Source organism: Hydrogenoanaerobacterium saccharovorans, assembly GCF_003814745.1.
Taxonomy (GTDB): Bacteria; Bacillota; Clostridia; order Oscillospirales; family Ruminococcaceae; genus Hydrogenoanaerobacterium; species Hydrogenoanaerobacterium saccharovorans.
Genome location: NZ_RKRD01000001.1, coordinates 2,058,435 through 2,075,756 on the forward strand (window position 1 = coordinate 2,058,435; position 17,322 = coordinate 2,075,756).

Genomic DNA, 17,322 nt, shown 5'->3' on the forward strand with positions numbered 1-17,322 from the left:
ACTATTTATATAACACCGCCGTACCGGAAGCAGTTACCATAAGCATACCATTGTTCGAACCCAGAACTTCGTAATCCACATCAATACCAACTACCGCATTTGCACCTAAATTTGCAGCACGGCGCTCCATCTCTTGTAATGCCTGCTGACGAGCATTAATCAATTCTTCTTCGTAAGAGTTGGAACGTCCCCCAAAAATATTAGTCAAACCTGCGGCAAAATCTCTCACGAAATCTACGCCCGAAATAATTTCGCCAAAAACAATACTCTTGTATTCAATAATTTCTTTCCCCTGAATGGTTGGAGTAGTGGTTAAAATCATAGCTAAGCCCCCATATCTTAATATTTTAGAATATTGTATCACAACCGAGCATGAAAGAAAAGCGAAAAGCTTTACGAAAGTATTTGCAAATTAAGTACATCTATACTGAGAATTAACTGCCTGAAAAGCGATTACTGACATTGAAACTAAACTCTTTGATAACAGTGCCGATATTATAGATAGATGCTATTTACATCGCTGAACAGAAAGGATGTTTTGCAGTGTTTTTTAAGACCAAAAATGAATTAAATGAGAAAAAATTTATCTTTAACACAGACCGGGTTGAAGAAACTACAGATGACAGTATTGAAAATTCAACCGTAGAATCGATTGTAGAGGAACCGGCGGAAGATGTCACCCCTGCTGAGGCTCAGAAAGATGATGATGTAGAAACAGAACAACAGAAAATCGAACCCGTTATTTATGACTCTGATCTTGTAGCCTCTATATCCAGAAACACCACCATTAACGGCTCAATTATAACCAAAGACAATCTTGATATATTCGGTGATGTAAACGGAACAATTTCAAGTGAGTGTGTAGTTAAGGCTTACGGTACTATTCTTGGAGATATACAGTGCAAAACTTTGGTTGCAAACGGAGCAACCATTACAGGCGACATCTCTTGCGTTACCTCTGCTATTATCGGAGATAATGTGGTTGTAAGTGGCAACATCACCTCTCCATTAATCAACGTAAGCGGAAAAGTAGACGGTAATTTGACCGCAGCAGAATCGATTACGATTACAAATACAGCTGTTATAACTGGTGATATTTCAACACCGGTGTTTGAAGTTGCCAAAGGGGCTGTAGTGGAAGGAAAAATTATGATGGACAAACTCCAACATAATAACGCTACATGCAAGTTCCCTAAACGCGATGAGCCATCATCTTTCGAAACAACCGATAAAAAGGCGAAAAAGAAAGGTGTTACAAAGCTTGAGTTCCCATCTGAGGCAAACACCGGCATTCAAAATGCTCCTACAGGAACAGATTCCAAATAAATTCTTTTTCAGCCCGCAGTTTGAAATTTACAAACTGCGGGCATTATTTTTTAATAAAGAATATGTCGAACATAATTTAGAATAAATTGCCCTAATACAACCAATTATGTATATAATAACCGCAGAGTACAAAAAATTAGAGTTTTAGCAAAAAGCAGATGTATTCGTGTACGGTTATTATATTTATTCTCACATGGGGTGCGAAATTTGCCTACCGGCAAAGCCGCACATTGCCAATTATATCAAAACACTTCGTGTTTATGATACAATAAGTCGGTTACCGTACTTTGATTTTAATTGATGTTAATGTTGTAGCAAACTATAATAGGAGGTGATTGTATGTTAAAGTCCGACAAGATGCTGCAGTCAGATAAGGAGCTTGCAGTGCAATTTGCATCTGCTTATGTTTCGGCATGGTTTTCAAAAACCAATGTAGTTCAGCCAATGAATGGTCCGATGATAAAAAACATTATAACAGAATCTTACAATGCAATTCATGCCTTATCTGAAGATACATCCACGGAGGATAAATAAATGTGCCAAAAGCCAATCTTGATAAATATAGGATTGGCTTTTGTAATTACACTATTTACATCATAATCTTTTTTGTGGCAATAATAATAACCAATTATATTATGTAAGGAGTTTATTCGATGCAGCCACAAGAAAAAAATGTGTTTCCGCCACAACATCAAAATCAACATCCCGGCAAAGAATCCGAAATGAATCCGGCACCGCAATACGACAACCCCAATTATAAAGCAGCCGGAAAACTGCAAGGTAAAACCGCTGTTATCACCGGAGGAGACAGCGGCATTGGCCGCGCTGTTGCTGTTGCATTTGCAAAAGAGGGTGCCGATGTTGCTATCATTTATCTAAACGAAAACAGCGATGCAGACCAAACGGTGGCAGATGTAACAAAACTCGACCGAAAATGCATAAAAATAGCTGCTGACTTAAAATGCGAGCAAACAGTAACCGATGCTCTTACACAAGCTGTCAATGAGCTTGGTCACCTGGATATCTTAATAAATAATGCCGGCGTTCAATACCCGCAAAACAGCATTAGCGATATTACAAAAGACCAGCTTTTGCATACATTTGAAAGCAACTTTTTTTCTGCTTTTTATCTTACCAAAGCAGCTCTCCCCCATTTATCCACCGGCTCTGCTATCATCAATACTACATCTGTTACAGCATTTGAAGGTAACCCAACCTTGATAGATTATTCGGCTACCAAAGGGGCAATAGTATCTTTTACCCGCTCTATGGCATTGTCTCTTGTAAACCAAGGTGTGCGTGTTAATGCAGTTGCGCCCGGCCCTGTTTGGACGCCATTAATCGTTTCAAGCTTTTCCCGCGAAAAGGTACAAACCTTTGGCTCTACCACACCAATGCAGCGTGCAGCACAACCTTTTGAGATGGCACCGCTGTATGTGTTTTTAGCTTGCGAAGATTCTTCCGATATTACAGGACAGGTATTCCACATAAACAGCGGTACTGTAATTAATTAATGTGACAGTACGTCGTTGTGTACGGAGCAGCTTTATCTGCACTATAGTTGATGATAGATAAAGCTGCTTCTTTTTTGGCTCGTCTCTCGCTTTACTTTTAAACAAGTACGACGGCTGATTTTAAGCTGTTCATTACAGGATTTTTACTGCCACATCATCAAGCGTTTTTTAGCTAAAATTGCATAGAGAAAATTGAAAGCGCTAAAAATAAAACCCTGTAGACCACTACGTAATACGATACGTAATAGCGCAAATTTTATTAAGTTTTTACGAGTTTATTCATAAAAACAAAAAAGACCGAGAACCCGCTTTACAAGCCAGTTTCTTGGTCTTTTTCTTGGTGGAGACGAAGAGGATCGAACTCTCTACCTCTTGAATGCCATTCAAGCGCTCTCCCAGGTGAGCTACGCCCCCAAATTTTTTCCGACGAAGATATTATAACATATTGTTTTTACTATTTCAATATGTTTTTTACTGTATTGTAAACAGAATGCTAATTTTTGACGATAACCATGAAAATTTTATTTTTGGTGATATAATGAAAACAAAAACAAGAAACGGAATGTTGAAAAATTGACCAAAAAATCGAAGAAAATACTTAAGATAACAGGAATTTTGGTTGTTATAATCATATTTGGTATTTTGATTTTTAAACTGATGCCATGGTTTATTTCTCTTGCCAATCCTGTAGTGCGTAATGAATTTAAAACATACATTTCATCATTGGGATGGAAAGGCGCCTTCGTTATGCTGGGCATACAAATATTGCAAGTAGTAATTGCCGTATTTCCCGGTGAACCTGTCGAATTACTTGCAGGCATAATTTACGGCACGTGGGGCGGGTTGCTGTTGTGTATGGTGGGTTTAACCATTGGTACTTGTATCATATTTTATTCGGTACGTGCATTGGGCAGGGGGTTTGTTGAATGGATGTTCAGTAAAGAAAAAGTGCAAAAGCTGTCGTTTTTAAACGACAACAAAAAGTTGGAGATGATCACCTTTATCCTCTTTTTTATACCCGGTACGCCAAAGGACATTCTTACTTATGTGGCACCTCTTACTAAAATACGGCCACGCGATTTTTTTATCATATCCATTTGTGCCCGTATACCGTCAATCATCACATCCACTTATGCCGGACAAACGATTATAGATGGTGAATGGTGGAAAACGCTTGGAATGTTTCTTCTTATGGGCATCATAGGTATTGCGGGTATTTTGGTAAATAACTCTATTATGGATAAAAACAGCAAAAAATGATATAGGCAACAGAAAGCGGCATCGATTTTAGTCGATGCCGCTTTCTGTTGTGTGTTAGGGTATATTAGCAGAGGTATGGCGTAAATTATTTTGCTTCTCCGTAATAAGCCTTTTTGTAGATTTCTTGAATCTCGCTCACCAAAGGATATCTCGGATTTGCAGTGGTGCATTGGTCTTCAAATGCTTTATAAGATAACTCTTCCAGTTTGCTGTTAAACACTGCCTCATCAACACCGCACTCTTTGATGGAGGTTGGTCTGTCGAGGTCTTTCATCAGCTCACGGATTGCTTTAACGAGAGACGCAACTCCCTCTTCTGTGGTTTTTGCAGGCAAACCAAGGTATCTTGAAATTTTAGCATATCTCTCATCTGCAACGAATTTTTTGTATTTTGGGAAAGACGCAAATTTGGTGGGTTTTTGTGCGTTGTATTCAATCACATATGGCAACAGGATAGCATTAGCGCGTCCGTGAGGGATATGATACTCGCCTCCCAGCTTATGAGCCATAGAGTGGTTTAAACCAAGGAATGCGTTGGTAAATGCCATACCGGCAATGGCAGAAGCATTATGCATTTTCTCTCTTGCTTCTCGGTCTTCGCTGCCGTTGTTGTATGCGCGGCGAAGGTTTTCGAATACAAGTTCAATTGCTTTGATTGCAAGACCGTCCGTATAGTCGGATGCCATAACGGATACATACGCCTCAATTGCGTGAGTTAAAACGTCCAAACCGGTATCGGCTGTAATGGATTTAGGCATTGACATACAGAACTGCGGGTCAATGATTGCAACATCCGGAGTGAGTTCGTAGTCTGCGAGAGGGTACTTAATGTTGCCGTTTTGCTTATCTGTGATAACCGAGAAACTGGTAACCTCAGAGCCTGTACCGGAGGTTGTGGGGATGGCAACGAGCTGTGTGCGTTTACCCAGTTTGGGGAACTGGAACGTTCTCTTTCTGATGTCAAGGAAGCGCAGCCTCAATCCGTCAAAAGAGGTGTCGGGGTGCTCGTAGAACAGCCACATACCCTTTGCAGCGTCGATTGCAGAACCGCCGCCGATTGCAATAATTACATCGGGCTGGAACGCGTCCATCGCGTCAACACCCCGCATAATGCACTCTACAGATGGGTCGGGTTCAACATCAGAGTAGATCTCGCTGTGGCAGTATTCCTTGCGCTTTCTGAGGTAGTACAGAATTTTATCAACGTTTCCGAGTTTCACCATCATCGGGTCGGTTACGATAAACGCTCTGCTGATGTCAGGCATTTTCTCGAGGTACTGGATGGAATCTTCCTCAAAGTAAATCTTCGGCGGAATTTTAAACCACTGCATATTAACTCTCCTCTTGGCGATGCGCTTTTTGTTTACGAGATTTATGGTAGAAACGTTTTGCGAAACAGAGTTTTTACCATAAGAACCGCAGCCAAGGGTGAGCGACGGGGTGTTGGTGTTGTAGATATCACCGATTGCACCCTGAGAAGACGGTGAGTTTACAATAACACGACCAACCTTCATTTCGGTACCGTATTTTTCAGCCAAAGCATTGTCGGATGTATGGATTACAGCGGAGTGACCCAAGCCGCCCAACTCCAACATTTTAGCAGCATATGCAAAGCCTTGCTCGGTACTGTTTGAAATAAAGTAAGCAAGAACGGGGCTTAATTTTTCAAGGCTCAGCGGATAATCGAGACTAGGCTGTGGCAGCGGAGCGATAAGGATTTTTGTTTTTTCCGGTACCTTAACACCTGCCTGCTCTGCAATCCAGTAAGCGGATTTACCAACAACTGCAGCATTAACAGCCATTTTGTCTTTATTTATGACGTAGTTTGAAACCTTTTCGGTTTCTTCTTTGTTCAAAAAGTAGCAGTTGTTCGCTTTCATGTATGCTTCAAATTTATCTTTGAGTTCTTTATCAACAATTACAGCCTGCTCGGATGCGCAGATCATACCATTATCAAATGTTTTGGACATCATCAAGTCGGTACATGCTCTTTCGATATCTGCGGTTTTTTCAATGTAGCAGGGCACGTTGCCGGGGCCTACGCCCAATGCGGGTTTACCTGCAGAGTAAGCAGCCTTTACCATGCCCGGGCCGCCGGTTGCCAAAATAGTTGCTACACCGGGATGATTCATCAGCAAGTTGGTAGCTTCAATAGAGGGGAATTCAATCCATTGAATGCAGTCTTTGGGTGCACCTGCTTTTACAGCAACCTCATAAACAATGCGTGCCGCTTCGGCGGAGCATTTTTGTGCAGAGGGATGGAAACCAAAGATAATTGGGTTACGGGTTTTTGCTGCAATAATGCTTTTAAACAATGTGGTAGACGTAGGGTTTGTGGTAGGTGTAACACCGCAAATAACGCCTACAGGCTCGGCAACTTCCACATAGCCTTCCATCTCATTTTCATCAACAACGCCAACTGTCTGCTGATGTTTAATGCTGTGCCAAATGTATTCGGTCGCAAACATATTTTTAATAACCTTATCTTCGTATACGCCTCTTCCGGTTTCTTCCACAGCCATTTTTGCAAGCAGCTCGTGTGCATCTAATCCTGCAAGAGACATTTCGTGAACAATGTTATCCACCTGTTTTTGGTCAAGCTGCATATACTCGTGCAGTGCAACATTGGCTTTTGCAACCAAAGTATCAATCATTTCTTTGGTCTCAACGGGTTTTTCTATTGGGGCCTGAACCTTTTTCTCTGCCATAGTATTTTCCTCCTAGCACTAATTAAGGGCTCCATATCTTTAAAGAACTGGGTCGGTATTTTTATGAATCAACTTTTTGTTAATTCTTTAACAATATTATATCTTGCAATTTTTATTTCGTCAATAGATTTTTGATATTTTTTTAACAATGTTTATCACGATGTTTACTACAACAATCTCTTAAATTTTGTATAATTTGCTATATCTGTGCTTGTTCATTATTATGTACAGAAACCATAAAAAAAAGCAGGCGAATGCCTGCTTTTTTTCTAAACGTTCGTTATTATTTATTTATATCATCCGAATAGGCTTTGCCTTGTGTACGGTCATACGAATACTCTTGCAATGCCACTGCATCGGCGTTGTTCTCCCCTAAATCAAAGCTGTATTGGGGTGTTGTCTTCATCATTCGCTGCATATCGGTCATAAAACGGTCTTTCGGCAGATTGATATAATCGCCCAAAATGTGCGGCAAGTAAAATGCCGAAACCCGCTCTTGCGGTAAAGCATAGTTATGGCTATAATTGCTCCACAACAGATACGGCTGCTGGTAGAGGCTATAACCGTTGATAGATTTAGCAAGTTTTTTGTAAAGCGCACCTTGCTTGCCCAAATAAGGGTAATGGTCGCCAATAAACATTAATACAGTAGGCTTACTGCGCGTCTTCAAATAAGACGTAAGTTCATCCAAGGCTTTATCCGTTTGGCTGATACCGTACAGATACCGCCCGACTTCTGCCTGCTCTTCGGCAGTAAGACGGTTGTCTTTCACTGTGTATTTGGTTGTATCGGTGTAAGGGCCGTGATTTTGCATTGATACCGCATAAATGAAATTGGGTTTGTCAGATTTCTGCTCCAATGTTGTCCGAATTTGGCGCACAAGTGTACTGTCATCAATATAACCGCCCAAGCGGGTTTGATTTACGGTAAAATCGTCTTCAAAATATAAATTATCAAAACCATAGCTACGATATGCCTTGTCTCGGTTGTAAAAGCTGGCTGAAAACGGGTGAATAAAGCTGGTAGCATACCCCTGCTCTTGAAGATACGATGCAAAAGTGGGACGGGGGTTACCATCGGTAAACAGCTGATGAGGAATGTTTTCGTTGCCAATGCCTTTTACAGGTAGCCCAAACAGAAGTTCAAATTCTGTTTTACAGGTATACCCCCCAAAAGTAGGCACCAAGGCTTTTCCTTTATAACCTTCACGTGAAATGCGGTCGAAGTTGGCATAGGTGTCTTTCGATATGGGTAAGCCGCCAAAACGTCGAAAATCGGTATACGCCTCGGACATAATGAGGACTACATCGGGAGACTGGAAATCACCCGATTGGGGCTTGCTTTGCGTAGGCAGAAGTGCCTGAATTGCCTCTTGTGAGTAATTTTGCGGCTTATCAAGTTTCTGTGTAATCCGCTCGGACATGTTTTGGCTTAAAAAAGCAATTTGCATGTTTTTCTGGAATACTTCATCGCTGCTGTAAGGGTTATATGATGGTTGATAATCGATACCGCACAACTTATAGATGTTGGTATAAAGCGTGGGCACAGAAATAATTGCTGCGAGAAATACAATTGCACTTGCCCCCAGCGCGCACGATTTTATAGGCGGTATCGTAATACGAATACGCAAAAATGCAGCCCACAGCACATATATAATCAATATGGCTAAGTTAAGAACCATAACATAATTAATATCAATTTTGGTAAATCGGGCGATATCCGATACTTTGCCTGCCATGACAAGGTCAGCAAGTGTAAAATGCGTACCGTTGGCATCAAACTTAAAGTACTCTACCAGTGAAAGTACATATAACACGCCGCCCTCTATAAACATTGCAAGCCAAATTTGCCTTAAAATCAACGAAAGTGCCGCAAAAATAATGGCTACAAAAAAGTAATCATATATCAGCACCCCTACCGAACCTACCATAAAACGAAGCAAAGCAGGCAAGCTTTGCAAATGGGTATTTTCTACTACCAAAATCAACATCAACGGAAAAATAGCAACGGTAAGTATCGTTAATGTTCTATCCAAGTTACGGTCTGCTTTTATTCTGTTGTAAATACGTTGTACTAAACTCATATTTACCTCCTGCGCGAATCTAAGTTCTTTATCTGTCACTTATTATAACGAGCCAATCTTAAAAATTACCTCAAAAAATTCTTAAGAATTTATTACAATCAAATTTCAATTAATATTTTTTGTATGTTTTTTAACATAATTTGATTTTATTACCATTAAACTGATGAAAGCACCTCCGTCGTTACACAATACCTAATTCGATTTTAACATGAATCTATTGAAAATCAATAGAAATTATTTGACTTTTTAGCAAATTCAACTAATTTATGTATTTAAGACAATTGCGCATTTCATATGGGTATGCTAAACTGGAATAGTTAACAAATCAAACAGAAAGTGAGAACCAACTTATGCCCGAATTGGAACAAGAAATCTTAAAAACCTTGAATACAAATGGCAAATTACCAATTGCTCGTTTTGAGCTTAGAAATTCAAAAGAGCGCGATATTATTTCTACCGCGCTGAATTATGTGTGGATTACAGATGCCAATGATTCGATGGAACTTGTAAAATTACGCAGCGATGCTTTGCAGCGTCTTTTACAAGAAAAACTGATTTCGGTAAACTATACACTGGCAGTAACCGCAGCCTCTGATTATAAAATTTACTACGAAAGCACTGTTTATGCACTGCTGTGCAATTTGGTACAAGAAGGTAAAAACAAACCGGGATATTTATTTGACACTCCTGCCATCAAACGTGGCGAAGCCAAACTAACTGCCAAAGGGAAAAAAGCCTGTAAGATTTAACACTAAACAAAGCCCTCACGGATAATTCTGTGAGGGCTTTTTGCGTTATTTTTTTGACTGATAAATGCTCTTAAACACGTTGAGCAGTTGTGTCGACTTCTCGTTCACTTTATCAAAATCCATATGTGTTGTGTAACAGGTTTCCAGCTCATCATGAACTTCTTTTGCTTCTGCAAGCAGCCTGCTTGCTTCACCAAGCAGCTCGCCGATAGCTTTGCGGTTAAACGACAAGCGCTGCTTTTTGCTGCGCAAACCTTCTGCATCCATAAAACGTTTTGCATGAATGTGACGGTAACATTCGATATCAAACGGATGATAACGGTTGGCAGTTAAGAAACCTACACCGATTTCTGGGATAAGAACATGCTCTAGCTTTTCAAAAGGAGACGAAATGCAGTAGCAAGAGATAATATCAAGCCCTGCTGCAAGCGCGTGCGAACGGATTGCATTCATCAGTAAGCGCGAAACCGCACCATATTCATCTTCCACCAAATAAATGCGTTCACAAAGTGCCTGGGGAGTGTTTTTGTATGTAGTAATGCCCTGCGCCGTTACCGCACTGAGAAAACGCACGGTTTCGGTTCCCCTGCCCTGCTTGCGCGCGCGGAACTCTTTGCCTGCCAAGCGAGTGGCATAGCGTGCAATTTTGCCTGCATCTACATACTCTGCTGTAATGCGGTAGCTATCGTTCAGCAGTGAGCCGGCTGCGGCAAGAAAGCGGCAGCAGCGCTCATGACAGCGTGCATTCTGTTTTGAAAGCTCCATAATTTTGTTACGTTCTTTTTGGAGCGCCTCCTCATCCCAGCAATCATTGAGACACACCAATGATTCAAATGCTCCGGGGTATTTAGGCTCGATAACATGGGGCGGGGTTTCAATTAACAACAAACTGCAATTTTGCAAACAGTAAAGCGGCGGATGTTCATCTGATAACTGGTTTTTAAAACAGCATGTACCGTTTTTACCCTATGAGAAGCGTATATTGTATGGACAATTACAGTTCATTCTCTTATACTGAAGGTATTGTAAAAGGAGGGGCGGAGCACTTGAAAAAATTTTGGAATAAATGGAAACAGACAACCGGTTTTATGCTGCCCCGCTTAAAATGGAACAGCCTGTTTATTTTAATTGCTGCAACCACCACCGTGATCGCAGTAATTGCTATGCTGTTGATTGTATATGTAATGAACCATCGGTTCGATGCATCGATTGACCGTACCTTACAGCAAAACAACATGCAAATTACAGACAACGTGGCAACCAGTATCGACAGCTACCTAGCAGAAATGATTTCCGTATCCGATACGATATCCAAACTGCTTGGCGGCAATAACGTCAACAGCGTATTTCAAAATTACCATTTTATGCTGCGCGATGACATTGATACAATTGCTGTATTTGACGAGCAGGGTAAACTTGTTATGAAGACAGACCAGCGACCTTTAAAACAGCACGTAGATGTAAAGCAGCAGGCATGGTTTCGCAGCGTAGCACCCGGCAGCCGGATATACACACTGACCGAACCCCACGTACAGCGGCTTTACGAGCAAGAATATCGTTGGGTTATTTCTTTAAGCAAAGGCATCGAATGGGAAGATGAAAATGGCAAGCATCGCGGTGTAATGCTTGTAGATATGAATTTTAACAATATGAAAGAGCTTTGCTCCAAAGAGATTGGCGAAAACGGCTACCTTTATATTGTAGGTGCAAACAATAAACTAATCTACCACCCCAGGCAGCAGATGATTTACGCAGGCATTACAGACAGCTCTGTACCAATCGCATGTAACCTCACCGAGGGCAGCATCATTGTTCCGCAGGATGACGGAGGCAGATTACTTGTGACTGTAAAGAAACTGAAAAGTACCGACTGGAAAATTGTAGGCGTTTGCTCGATGAACGGGTTGCTTACCTTTGACGGCGAACTGCGTAATTTTATTACGTTGGTTGTTGTTTGCGCCGCTATTGTAATTATTGTACTGTCTGTATCGGTATCGTTTTTAATCAGCAACCCTCTTCGCCGTTTAATGTACTTAATGGGACGTGTGGAGGCTGGTGAATTGAGTACTTTCTCTACCATACGCAGCGTTTACGAAGTCAACCAACTTTCCACATCATTTAACCAAATGGTTTATAAGATTAAACAGCTGATGGAACAGGTAATTCAAGAACAAAAACAGCTGCGCAAAAGCGAAATGAATACGCTGCATGCGCAAATTAACCCACACTTTTTGTACAATACCCTAGATTCTATTGTTTGGATGGCGGAAAGCGGAGACCAACAAAGCGTAGTAAAGATGATTACTGCTTTAGCACAGTTTTTTCGCCTTTCGCTTAGCGGCGGCAGCCACACCATCTCGGTTGCAGATGAACTGAGCCATGTTGAAAATTACCTGGTAATACAGAAAATGCGCTACGATGACCAGTTTTCTTATACCATTACAGCGGACGATAAGGTAAAAAACTGCAAAACTCTAAAAATAATGCTTCAGCCTATCGTCGAAAATGCCATTATTCACGGAGTGGGCAATCTGCCTTATCCCGGTGCAATCGATATCTTTGCTGAAATTGAGAATGGTAAATTAGTTTATACCGTACGTGATAACGGCTTTGGCATGAAACCCGAAAAACTAGAACATATTTTGGATAGTAACTCCTCATCGAAATCGCGGGTAGGTGTAAAAAATGTTCATCAGCGCATTCAGCTTATGTACGGCAATGACTTTGGTCTGCAATTTAAAAGTGAACTTGATGAGGGTACCGAGGTACGCATTGTGCTGCCGTTGATTGAGACGTAAAGGGGGATTCGCAAAATGGTTCGACGTATCACAGCTACACTTATGACGGTGCTGCTGGTGATTGTACTTGTTTCTTGCAGCACGGTAAAAAAAGAGTATCAGGTTGATCTGATTGTAAAATCAACCGACTCCGATTTTTGGGGCAGTGTGTATGACGGTGCGAAAGCTGCCGGAGCAAAATACAATATCAATCTGCGCTTCCTGGGCCCGGACGAAGAAAAGAATTACCGCAATCAAGTACGCATTATAGAGCAAAGTGCAGCACGCAAACCGGACGCAATTATTTTGGCTGCAGCAGATTATTCTATAATGACAAAGCCGATGGAAAATGCAGTTGATGCGGGAATTCCTGTTATTATGCTTGATTCTGCTGTTGATAGCGATCGATGGAAATCTTTTGTATCCACCGACAACACCAACGCCGGTGCTGTTCTTGCTGCCGAGGTGGCAAAGCGGGTAGATAAAAGCGATGCCAAAATCGGAGTAATTAGTTTTGTAAAAAACTCCTCGCCTTCCCAAGAACGCTATTCCGGCTTTACAAATTATATCACGCAAAATACACGTATGAGCATTGCAAGCACTGTTTATTGTGATTCTGATATCGATTTGGCTCGCAAACTTACGCTGGAAATGATAAAAAACTCCCCCGATATAACCGTTATTGTCGGGCTAAACGCGCAGGCTGCAACTGGTGCTGCCCGTGCACTTGCAGAGCTTGGGCGCAAAGATGTTTTTTTGGCTGCGATTGACTGCACAGTGGAGCAGGCTGCCTATATGGAACAGGACATTTTAAAGGTTGCTGTTTTGCAAAACCCTTACTTAATGGGCTATTTCAGCGTACAAACCACTTATAAGGTGCTAAAAAAAGAACTGGTAGAGAAAAACATTGCAACAGACGTTTGTGTGGTTGATAAAGAAAATATGTTTTCTGAAGAGGTGCAGCAACTGATTTTTCCGTTCTATTAATTAAATGCAAAGACACGTTTTAGGCGCACTGCAAAAGTGCGCCTTTATTGCTGTTATTCAGCAAACCGTAAAAATTGTCGAACTAAAAATCATATTTTACCTCATGACAGTTATTTTTTACATTCTACTTGCTGTAAGACTTTGCTATGATATATACATAAAGCGAAACGTTTCGCATAACTACAGAAGGGGTGAGAGTGATGACAGAACTACTTAAGATGTGCGGTATCTCAAAGTCTTTCCCGGGTGTTAAGGCTTTAAGTGATGTCAGCCTGACTTTATATCCCGGCGAAGTTCACGCACTGTGCGGCGAAAACGGCGCCGGTAAATCTACTTTGATGAAAGTGCTTTCAGGTGTATACCAGGCAGATGAAGGCGAAATCTACATCAATGGTGAAAAAGTAACAATCGAAAATACAAAAAAAGCCCAGCAGCTGGGCATCAGCATCATTTTTCAGGAGTTTAACCTCTGCTCGCATTTAACGGTAGCCGATAACATCTGGTTGGACCGTCAGCCCAAAAAAGGGGCATTTATAAACGATAAAAAACTGATGGAAAAAACGCAGGAGATTTTAAACGAATTGGGGCTTTCTATCAACCCCAAAGCTCGTATCCGCACACTTAGCGTAGCAGAGCAGCAAATGGTAGAAATTGCAAAAGCCATTTCGTTCAACTCTAAAATCTTAGTTTTAGATGAACCTACCGCAGCGCTTACCGAATCGGAGATAGAGCGCTTGTTTTCAATTATCCATAAGCTCAAAGCAAAGGGTGTGGGAATGATTTATATTTCTCACCGCCTTGAGGAGCTTTCGCGGATTACAGACCGTGTCTCGGTAATACGTGACGGGCAGTATATCGGTACAGAAAACTATGCAGATGTTACAATTGACCGCCTTGTGCAAATGATGGTGGGACGCGAATTGAGTGCTAAGTTCCCTGTTTATCAGCGTACCATAGGCGATGTACTGTTTGAAGGCCGCAACATTGTAAACAACAAAGTAAATGTTGAAAATATTAAGGTAAAAGCCGGCGAAATCGTAGGCATTGCAGGGTTGATGGGTGCAGGGCGCACTGAGCTTGCAAGGGCAATTTTTGGCGCGGATAAAACATTGAGCAAAGAGATTTTTATTGAAGGAAAATCTGTTACAGTCAATTCGATTACCGCAGCCATCAAAAACGGGATCGGTTATATCACGGAAGACCGCAAAAAAGACGGTTTGGCTCTGAATATGACAGTAGAGCGCAACATCAACTTGGCGCATATCCCCAACTTGTGTAAAAATGGCTTTGTTGATGCAGCGGAGGCGGATAAAAACGCGCTGGAGTATATCGACAGCCTGCGCATTAAAACCCCCAGCATGCGCCAGAAAGTAACCAACCTTTCGGGCGGAAATCAGCAGAAAATTGTTTTAGCCAAATGGCTGTGCAACGACATTAAAGTGCTTATTTTTGACGAACCTACGCGCGGCATTGACGTAGCCGCAAAATATGAGGTTTATGAACTGATGAACCGGCTAAGCGACAATGGCGTTGCCGTTATTATGATTTCATCCGATCTGCCGGAAATCCTCGGTATGAGCGACCGCATTTTGGTTATGCACGGCGGCAAAATAAACGGCGAACTCAGCCGTGAAGAAGCAACACAAGAAAAAATACTGCGCTATGCCGCGGGGCTGCAAATTGAAGATAGGAAGGGTGCTTGATATGTCTGCTCAGTTAAAATATTCGTCTTCCAAAACAGAAACAGGGCTGCAAAAAAATAAAAGTGAGTTTTTGCAAAAGTTTTTAGTATTTGGCGTTTTAATCGTTCTTGCTGCTCTGTTTGGAGTTCTCACCAAAGGAAACTTCTTAAAACTTGACAACTTACTTACCATTGCGCTGCAAGTAACACCCTATGCAGTACTGGGATTTGGGCTAACTTTTGTACTGATTACCGGCGGAACGGATTTGTCAGCCGGTTCGGTAGTAGGATTCGGCGGTATTGTGTGCGCCAAAGTATTGTCAATGGGTATGGGTATCCCTCTTGCCATTGTCGCGGGTTTGTTGGCAGGTTCACTTGCAGGCTTAATCAACGGCTTGTTTGTTACAAAACTAAACGTTACTCCGTTTATTGCCACACTGGGCACGCAATACGCATTTCGCGGGCTGACACAATTGGTTGGCCAAGGCAAGCCTGTTTCTGTGCAGGCACTGGAAAATAAAGAGATTGTAGCATCTTTTAAATTTATCGGCGGAGGCACCATTTTCGGCAACATCCCCTTCCCTACAATTATTATGCTTATTGCCGCAATCGTGCTTGGTATTATTCTTTCAAAAACAGGTTTTGGGCGAAGATTGTATGCCACCGGTTCTAATGAAGAGGCTGCAAAACTTTCGGGTGTAAACACGATTCGTACAAAACTTACAGCGTATATTATCTGCGGTGCAACCGCTGCTACGGCAGGTATTCTTTTGGCTGCACGCCTTGCCTCTGCACAATCCAATGCAGGCACCGGCTACGAGCTTGAGGGTATTGCGGCCGCAGTGATTGGCGGCACCTCTGTAATGGGCGGTGAAGGCGGCATTTTGGGTACTGTTATCGGCGCATTTGTAATGGGTGTTTTGCGTAACGGGCTCAATCTGCTAAAGGTAGATGCCTTTGTGCAGATGGTGATTATAGGCACAATTATAGTCATTGGCGTATGGTACGACACCAAACGAAGAAAAAAACAAGGTTTTTAATCGTGGCAAACCGCAAATAGCGGTACATTATATGTAAAAATCAAATAAAAAGGAGCTGTATTTATGAAAAAGTCAATTGGTATCCTCTTGGCACTGGTTCTCGTGGTTTCTATGTTCGCCGGGTGCGGCAGCAAACCCGCCCCTAGCTCAGCAGCACCGGCAGATTCATCTTCAGCAGCACCCTCTGAAGCTACAGCAAAAGAGACTATAAAAATTGCTCTTGTAACCAAAATGGTGGATTCCCCCTACTGGCAAACCGTAAAAAGAGCAGCAGAAGAAAAAGCAAAAGAGTTGGGCAATGTTGAAGTTACCCATCTTGGCCCACCCACCGAAGCCGACATTGATAAGCAAGTACAGATTATCGAGACCTGCATCAATGACGATTACGACGGAATCATTCTCGCAGCTTGCGACAAAGATGCTCTGATTGCCCCTGTACAAAAGGCAAAAGACGCAGGTATCCCGGTTGTTATGATTGACTCGGGCATTTCGGAACCTGTATATGATGCTTTCCTTGCTACCAACAACGTACAGGCTGGTGCAGAATGTGCTAAGCTAATGTCAGATTTGATTGGCAACAAAGGTAAAGTTGCAATTGTAAACTTTGCAGCAGGCACCCAAACTGCTATTGACCGTGAAACAGGATTTACCGAAGAAATTAAAAACAACCATAAAGATGTTGAAATTGTCGGCGTGCAATACTGCGATTCCGACCCGACAAAAGCAGCAAACCAAGCAACCGACTTTATTACCGCCAATCCTGATATTAAAGGTATTTGGGGCGCAAATGACCAATCCGCCGTTGGTGTTGCCCAGGCTGTAACCGAAAAAGGCAAAGGCGACAGCATTATGGTAGTCGGTTTCGATAACTCCGATGACATCAAAGCAGGGTTAAAGTCCGGCACCATCAAAGGTACCGCTGTACAGATGCCTACCATGATGGGCTCGATGGGCGTGCAGATTGTAGTAGATATTCTTGGCGGAAAAGCTCCCGCTGAAAAAGATGTTGACACCGGTGTTACTATGGTAACCTTTGAAAACTATACAAGACCGGCTATGGACGTTATTCTCAACCAGTAAAATCTTCATTTTTGTTTCTTTTCTTTTCAGAACGTAAAGTCTGCGGCAAATTGCCGCAGACTTTGTTCTGTTTATCTTACCAAAATCCGGTGATTTTTCTACAAAAATCAGCTATAAT

The 17,322-nt window shown here is 41.9% G+C and carries 14 protein-coding genes and 1 tRNA gene; 10 read left to right on the top strand and 5 right to left on the bottom strand.

The window, feature by feature from the left end; all coding sequences use genetic code 11:
• Position 1: 1 nt before the first annotated feature.
• A complete protein-coding gene (locus EDD70_RS09590; protein ID WP_092750675.1) occupies positions 2–322 on the bottom strand; it encodes a putative heavy metal-binding protein in 321 nt (106 codons plus the stop codon).
• Positions 323–543: 221 nt separating this feature from the next.
• On the opposite strand from EDD70_RS09590, the gene EDD70_RS09595 reads away from it, so the two are divergent.
• The 3 genes from EDD70_RS09595 to EDD70_RS09605 all read left to right on the top strand — a co-directional run bounded on the left by EDD70_RS09595 (position 544) and on the right by EDD70_RS09605 (position 2,840).
• On the top strand, positions 544–1,326 hold the full coding sequence (locus EDD70_RS09595) for a bactofilin family protein (RefSeq protein WP_162840753.1): 783 nt from the start codon (positions 544–546) through the stop codon (positions 1,324–1,326).
• 339 nt (positions 1,327–1,665) lie between these two features.
• Positions 1,666–1,860 carry a hypothetical protein gene (locus EDD70_RS09600; protein WP_092750671.1) on the top strand — a complete coding sequence of 65 codons (195 nt, stop codon included), beginning with the start codon at positions 1,666–1,668 and terminating at the stop codon, positions 1,858–1,860.
• A 119-nt stretch (positions 1,861–1,979) separates the two neighbouring features.
• Entirely contained in the window at positions 1,980–2,840 is an 861-nt protein-coding gene (locus EDD70_RS09605) for an SDR family oxidoreductase (RefSeq protein WP_092750669.1), read from the top strand.
• Positions 2,841–3,178: 338 nt separating this feature from the next.
• Here EDD70_RS09605 and EDD70_RS09610 read toward each other — a convergent pair.
• Positions 3,179–3,254: transfer RNA gene (locus EDD70_RS09610), tRNA-Ala, on the bottom strand.
• Positions 3,255–3,455: 201 nt separating this feature from the next.
• Between EDD70_RS09610 and EDD70_RS09615 the strand changes: the two genes are divergently transcribed.
• Entirely contained in the window at positions 3,456–4,100 is a 645-nt protein-coding gene (locus EDD70_RS09615) for a TVP38/TMEM64 family protein (RefSeq protein WP_123811033.1), read from the top strand.
• Between the two features lie 85 nt (positions 4,101–4,185).
• On the opposite strand, the gene adhE is transcribed toward EDD70_RS09615, so the two are convergent.
• Together adhE and EDD70_RS09625 are read right to left on the bottom strand one after the other, a co-directional pair.
• A complete protein-coding gene (gene adhE / locus EDD70_RS09620; protein ID WP_092750665.1) occupies positions 4,186–6,807 on the bottom strand; it encodes a bifunctional acetaldehyde-CoA/alcohol dehydrogenase in 2,622 nt (873 codons plus the stop codon).
• Between the two features lie 283 nt (positions 6,808–7,090).
• Positions 7,091–8,890, bottom strand: coding sequence for an LTA synthase family protein (locus EDD70_RS09625; protein ID WP_092750663.1), 1,800 nt, complete (start codon positions 8,888–8,890; stop codon positions 7,091–7,093).
• A gap of 350 nt (positions 8,891–9,240) precedes the next feature.
• On the opposite strand from EDD70_RS09625, the gene EDD70_RS09630 reads away from it, so the two are divergent.
• Entirely contained in the window at positions 9,241–9,639 is a 399-nt protein-coding gene (locus tag EDD70_RS09630) for a hypothetical protein (RefSeq protein WP_092750661.1), read from the top strand.
• 45 nt (positions 9,640–9,684) lie between these two features.
• On the opposite strand, the gene EDD70_RS09635 is transcribed toward EDD70_RS09630, so the two are convergent.
• Complete coding sequence (locus EDD70_RS09635; RefSeq protein WP_092750659.1) at positions 9,685–10,527, bottom strand: hypothetical protein; 843 nt, start codon at positions 10,525–10,527, stop codon at positions 9,685–9,687.
• Positions 10,528–10,685: 158 nt separating this feature from the next.
• On the opposite strand from EDD70_RS09635, the gene EDD70_RS09640 reads away from it, so the two are divergent.
• The 5 genes from EDD70_RS09640 (at position 10,686) to EDD70_RS09660 (ending at position 17,204) form a co-directional block, all read left to right on the top strand.
• The gene (locus tag EDD70_RS09640) at positions 10,686–12,437 is read left to right on the top strand and encodes a cache domain-containing sensor histidine kinase (protein WP_162840752.1); all 1,752 of its coding nucleotides are present in this window, start codon (positions 10,686–10,688) and stop codon (positions 12,435–12,437) included.
• A gap of 15 nt (positions 12,438–12,452) precedes the next feature.
• Entirely contained in the window at positions 12,453–13,403 is a 951-nt protein-coding gene (locus tag EDD70_RS09645) for a substrate-binding domain-containing protein (protein ID WP_092750655.1), read from the top strand.
• 200 nt (positions 13,404–13,603) lie between these two features.
• Positions 13,604–15,106, top strand: coding sequence for a sugar ABC transporter ATP-binding protein (locus EDD70_RS09650; protein WP_162840751.1), 1,503 nt, complete (start codon positions 13,604–13,606; stop codon positions 15,104–15,106).
• 1 nt (position 15,107) lies between these two features.
• Positions 15,108–16,124, top strand: coding sequence for an ABC transporter permease (locus tag EDD70_RS09655; protein WP_092750649.1), 1,017 nt, complete (start codon positions 15,108–15,110; stop codon positions 16,122–16,124).
• 63 nt (positions 16,125–16,187) lie between these two features.
• Positions 16,188–17,204: an ABC transporter substrate-binding protein gene (locus tag EDD70_RS09660; RefSeq protein ID WP_092750647.1), complete on the top strand. Its 1,017-nt coding sequence runs from the start codon at positions 16,188–16,190 to the stop codon at positions 17,202–17,204.
• Positions 17,205–17,322 lie beyond the last annotated feature (118 nt).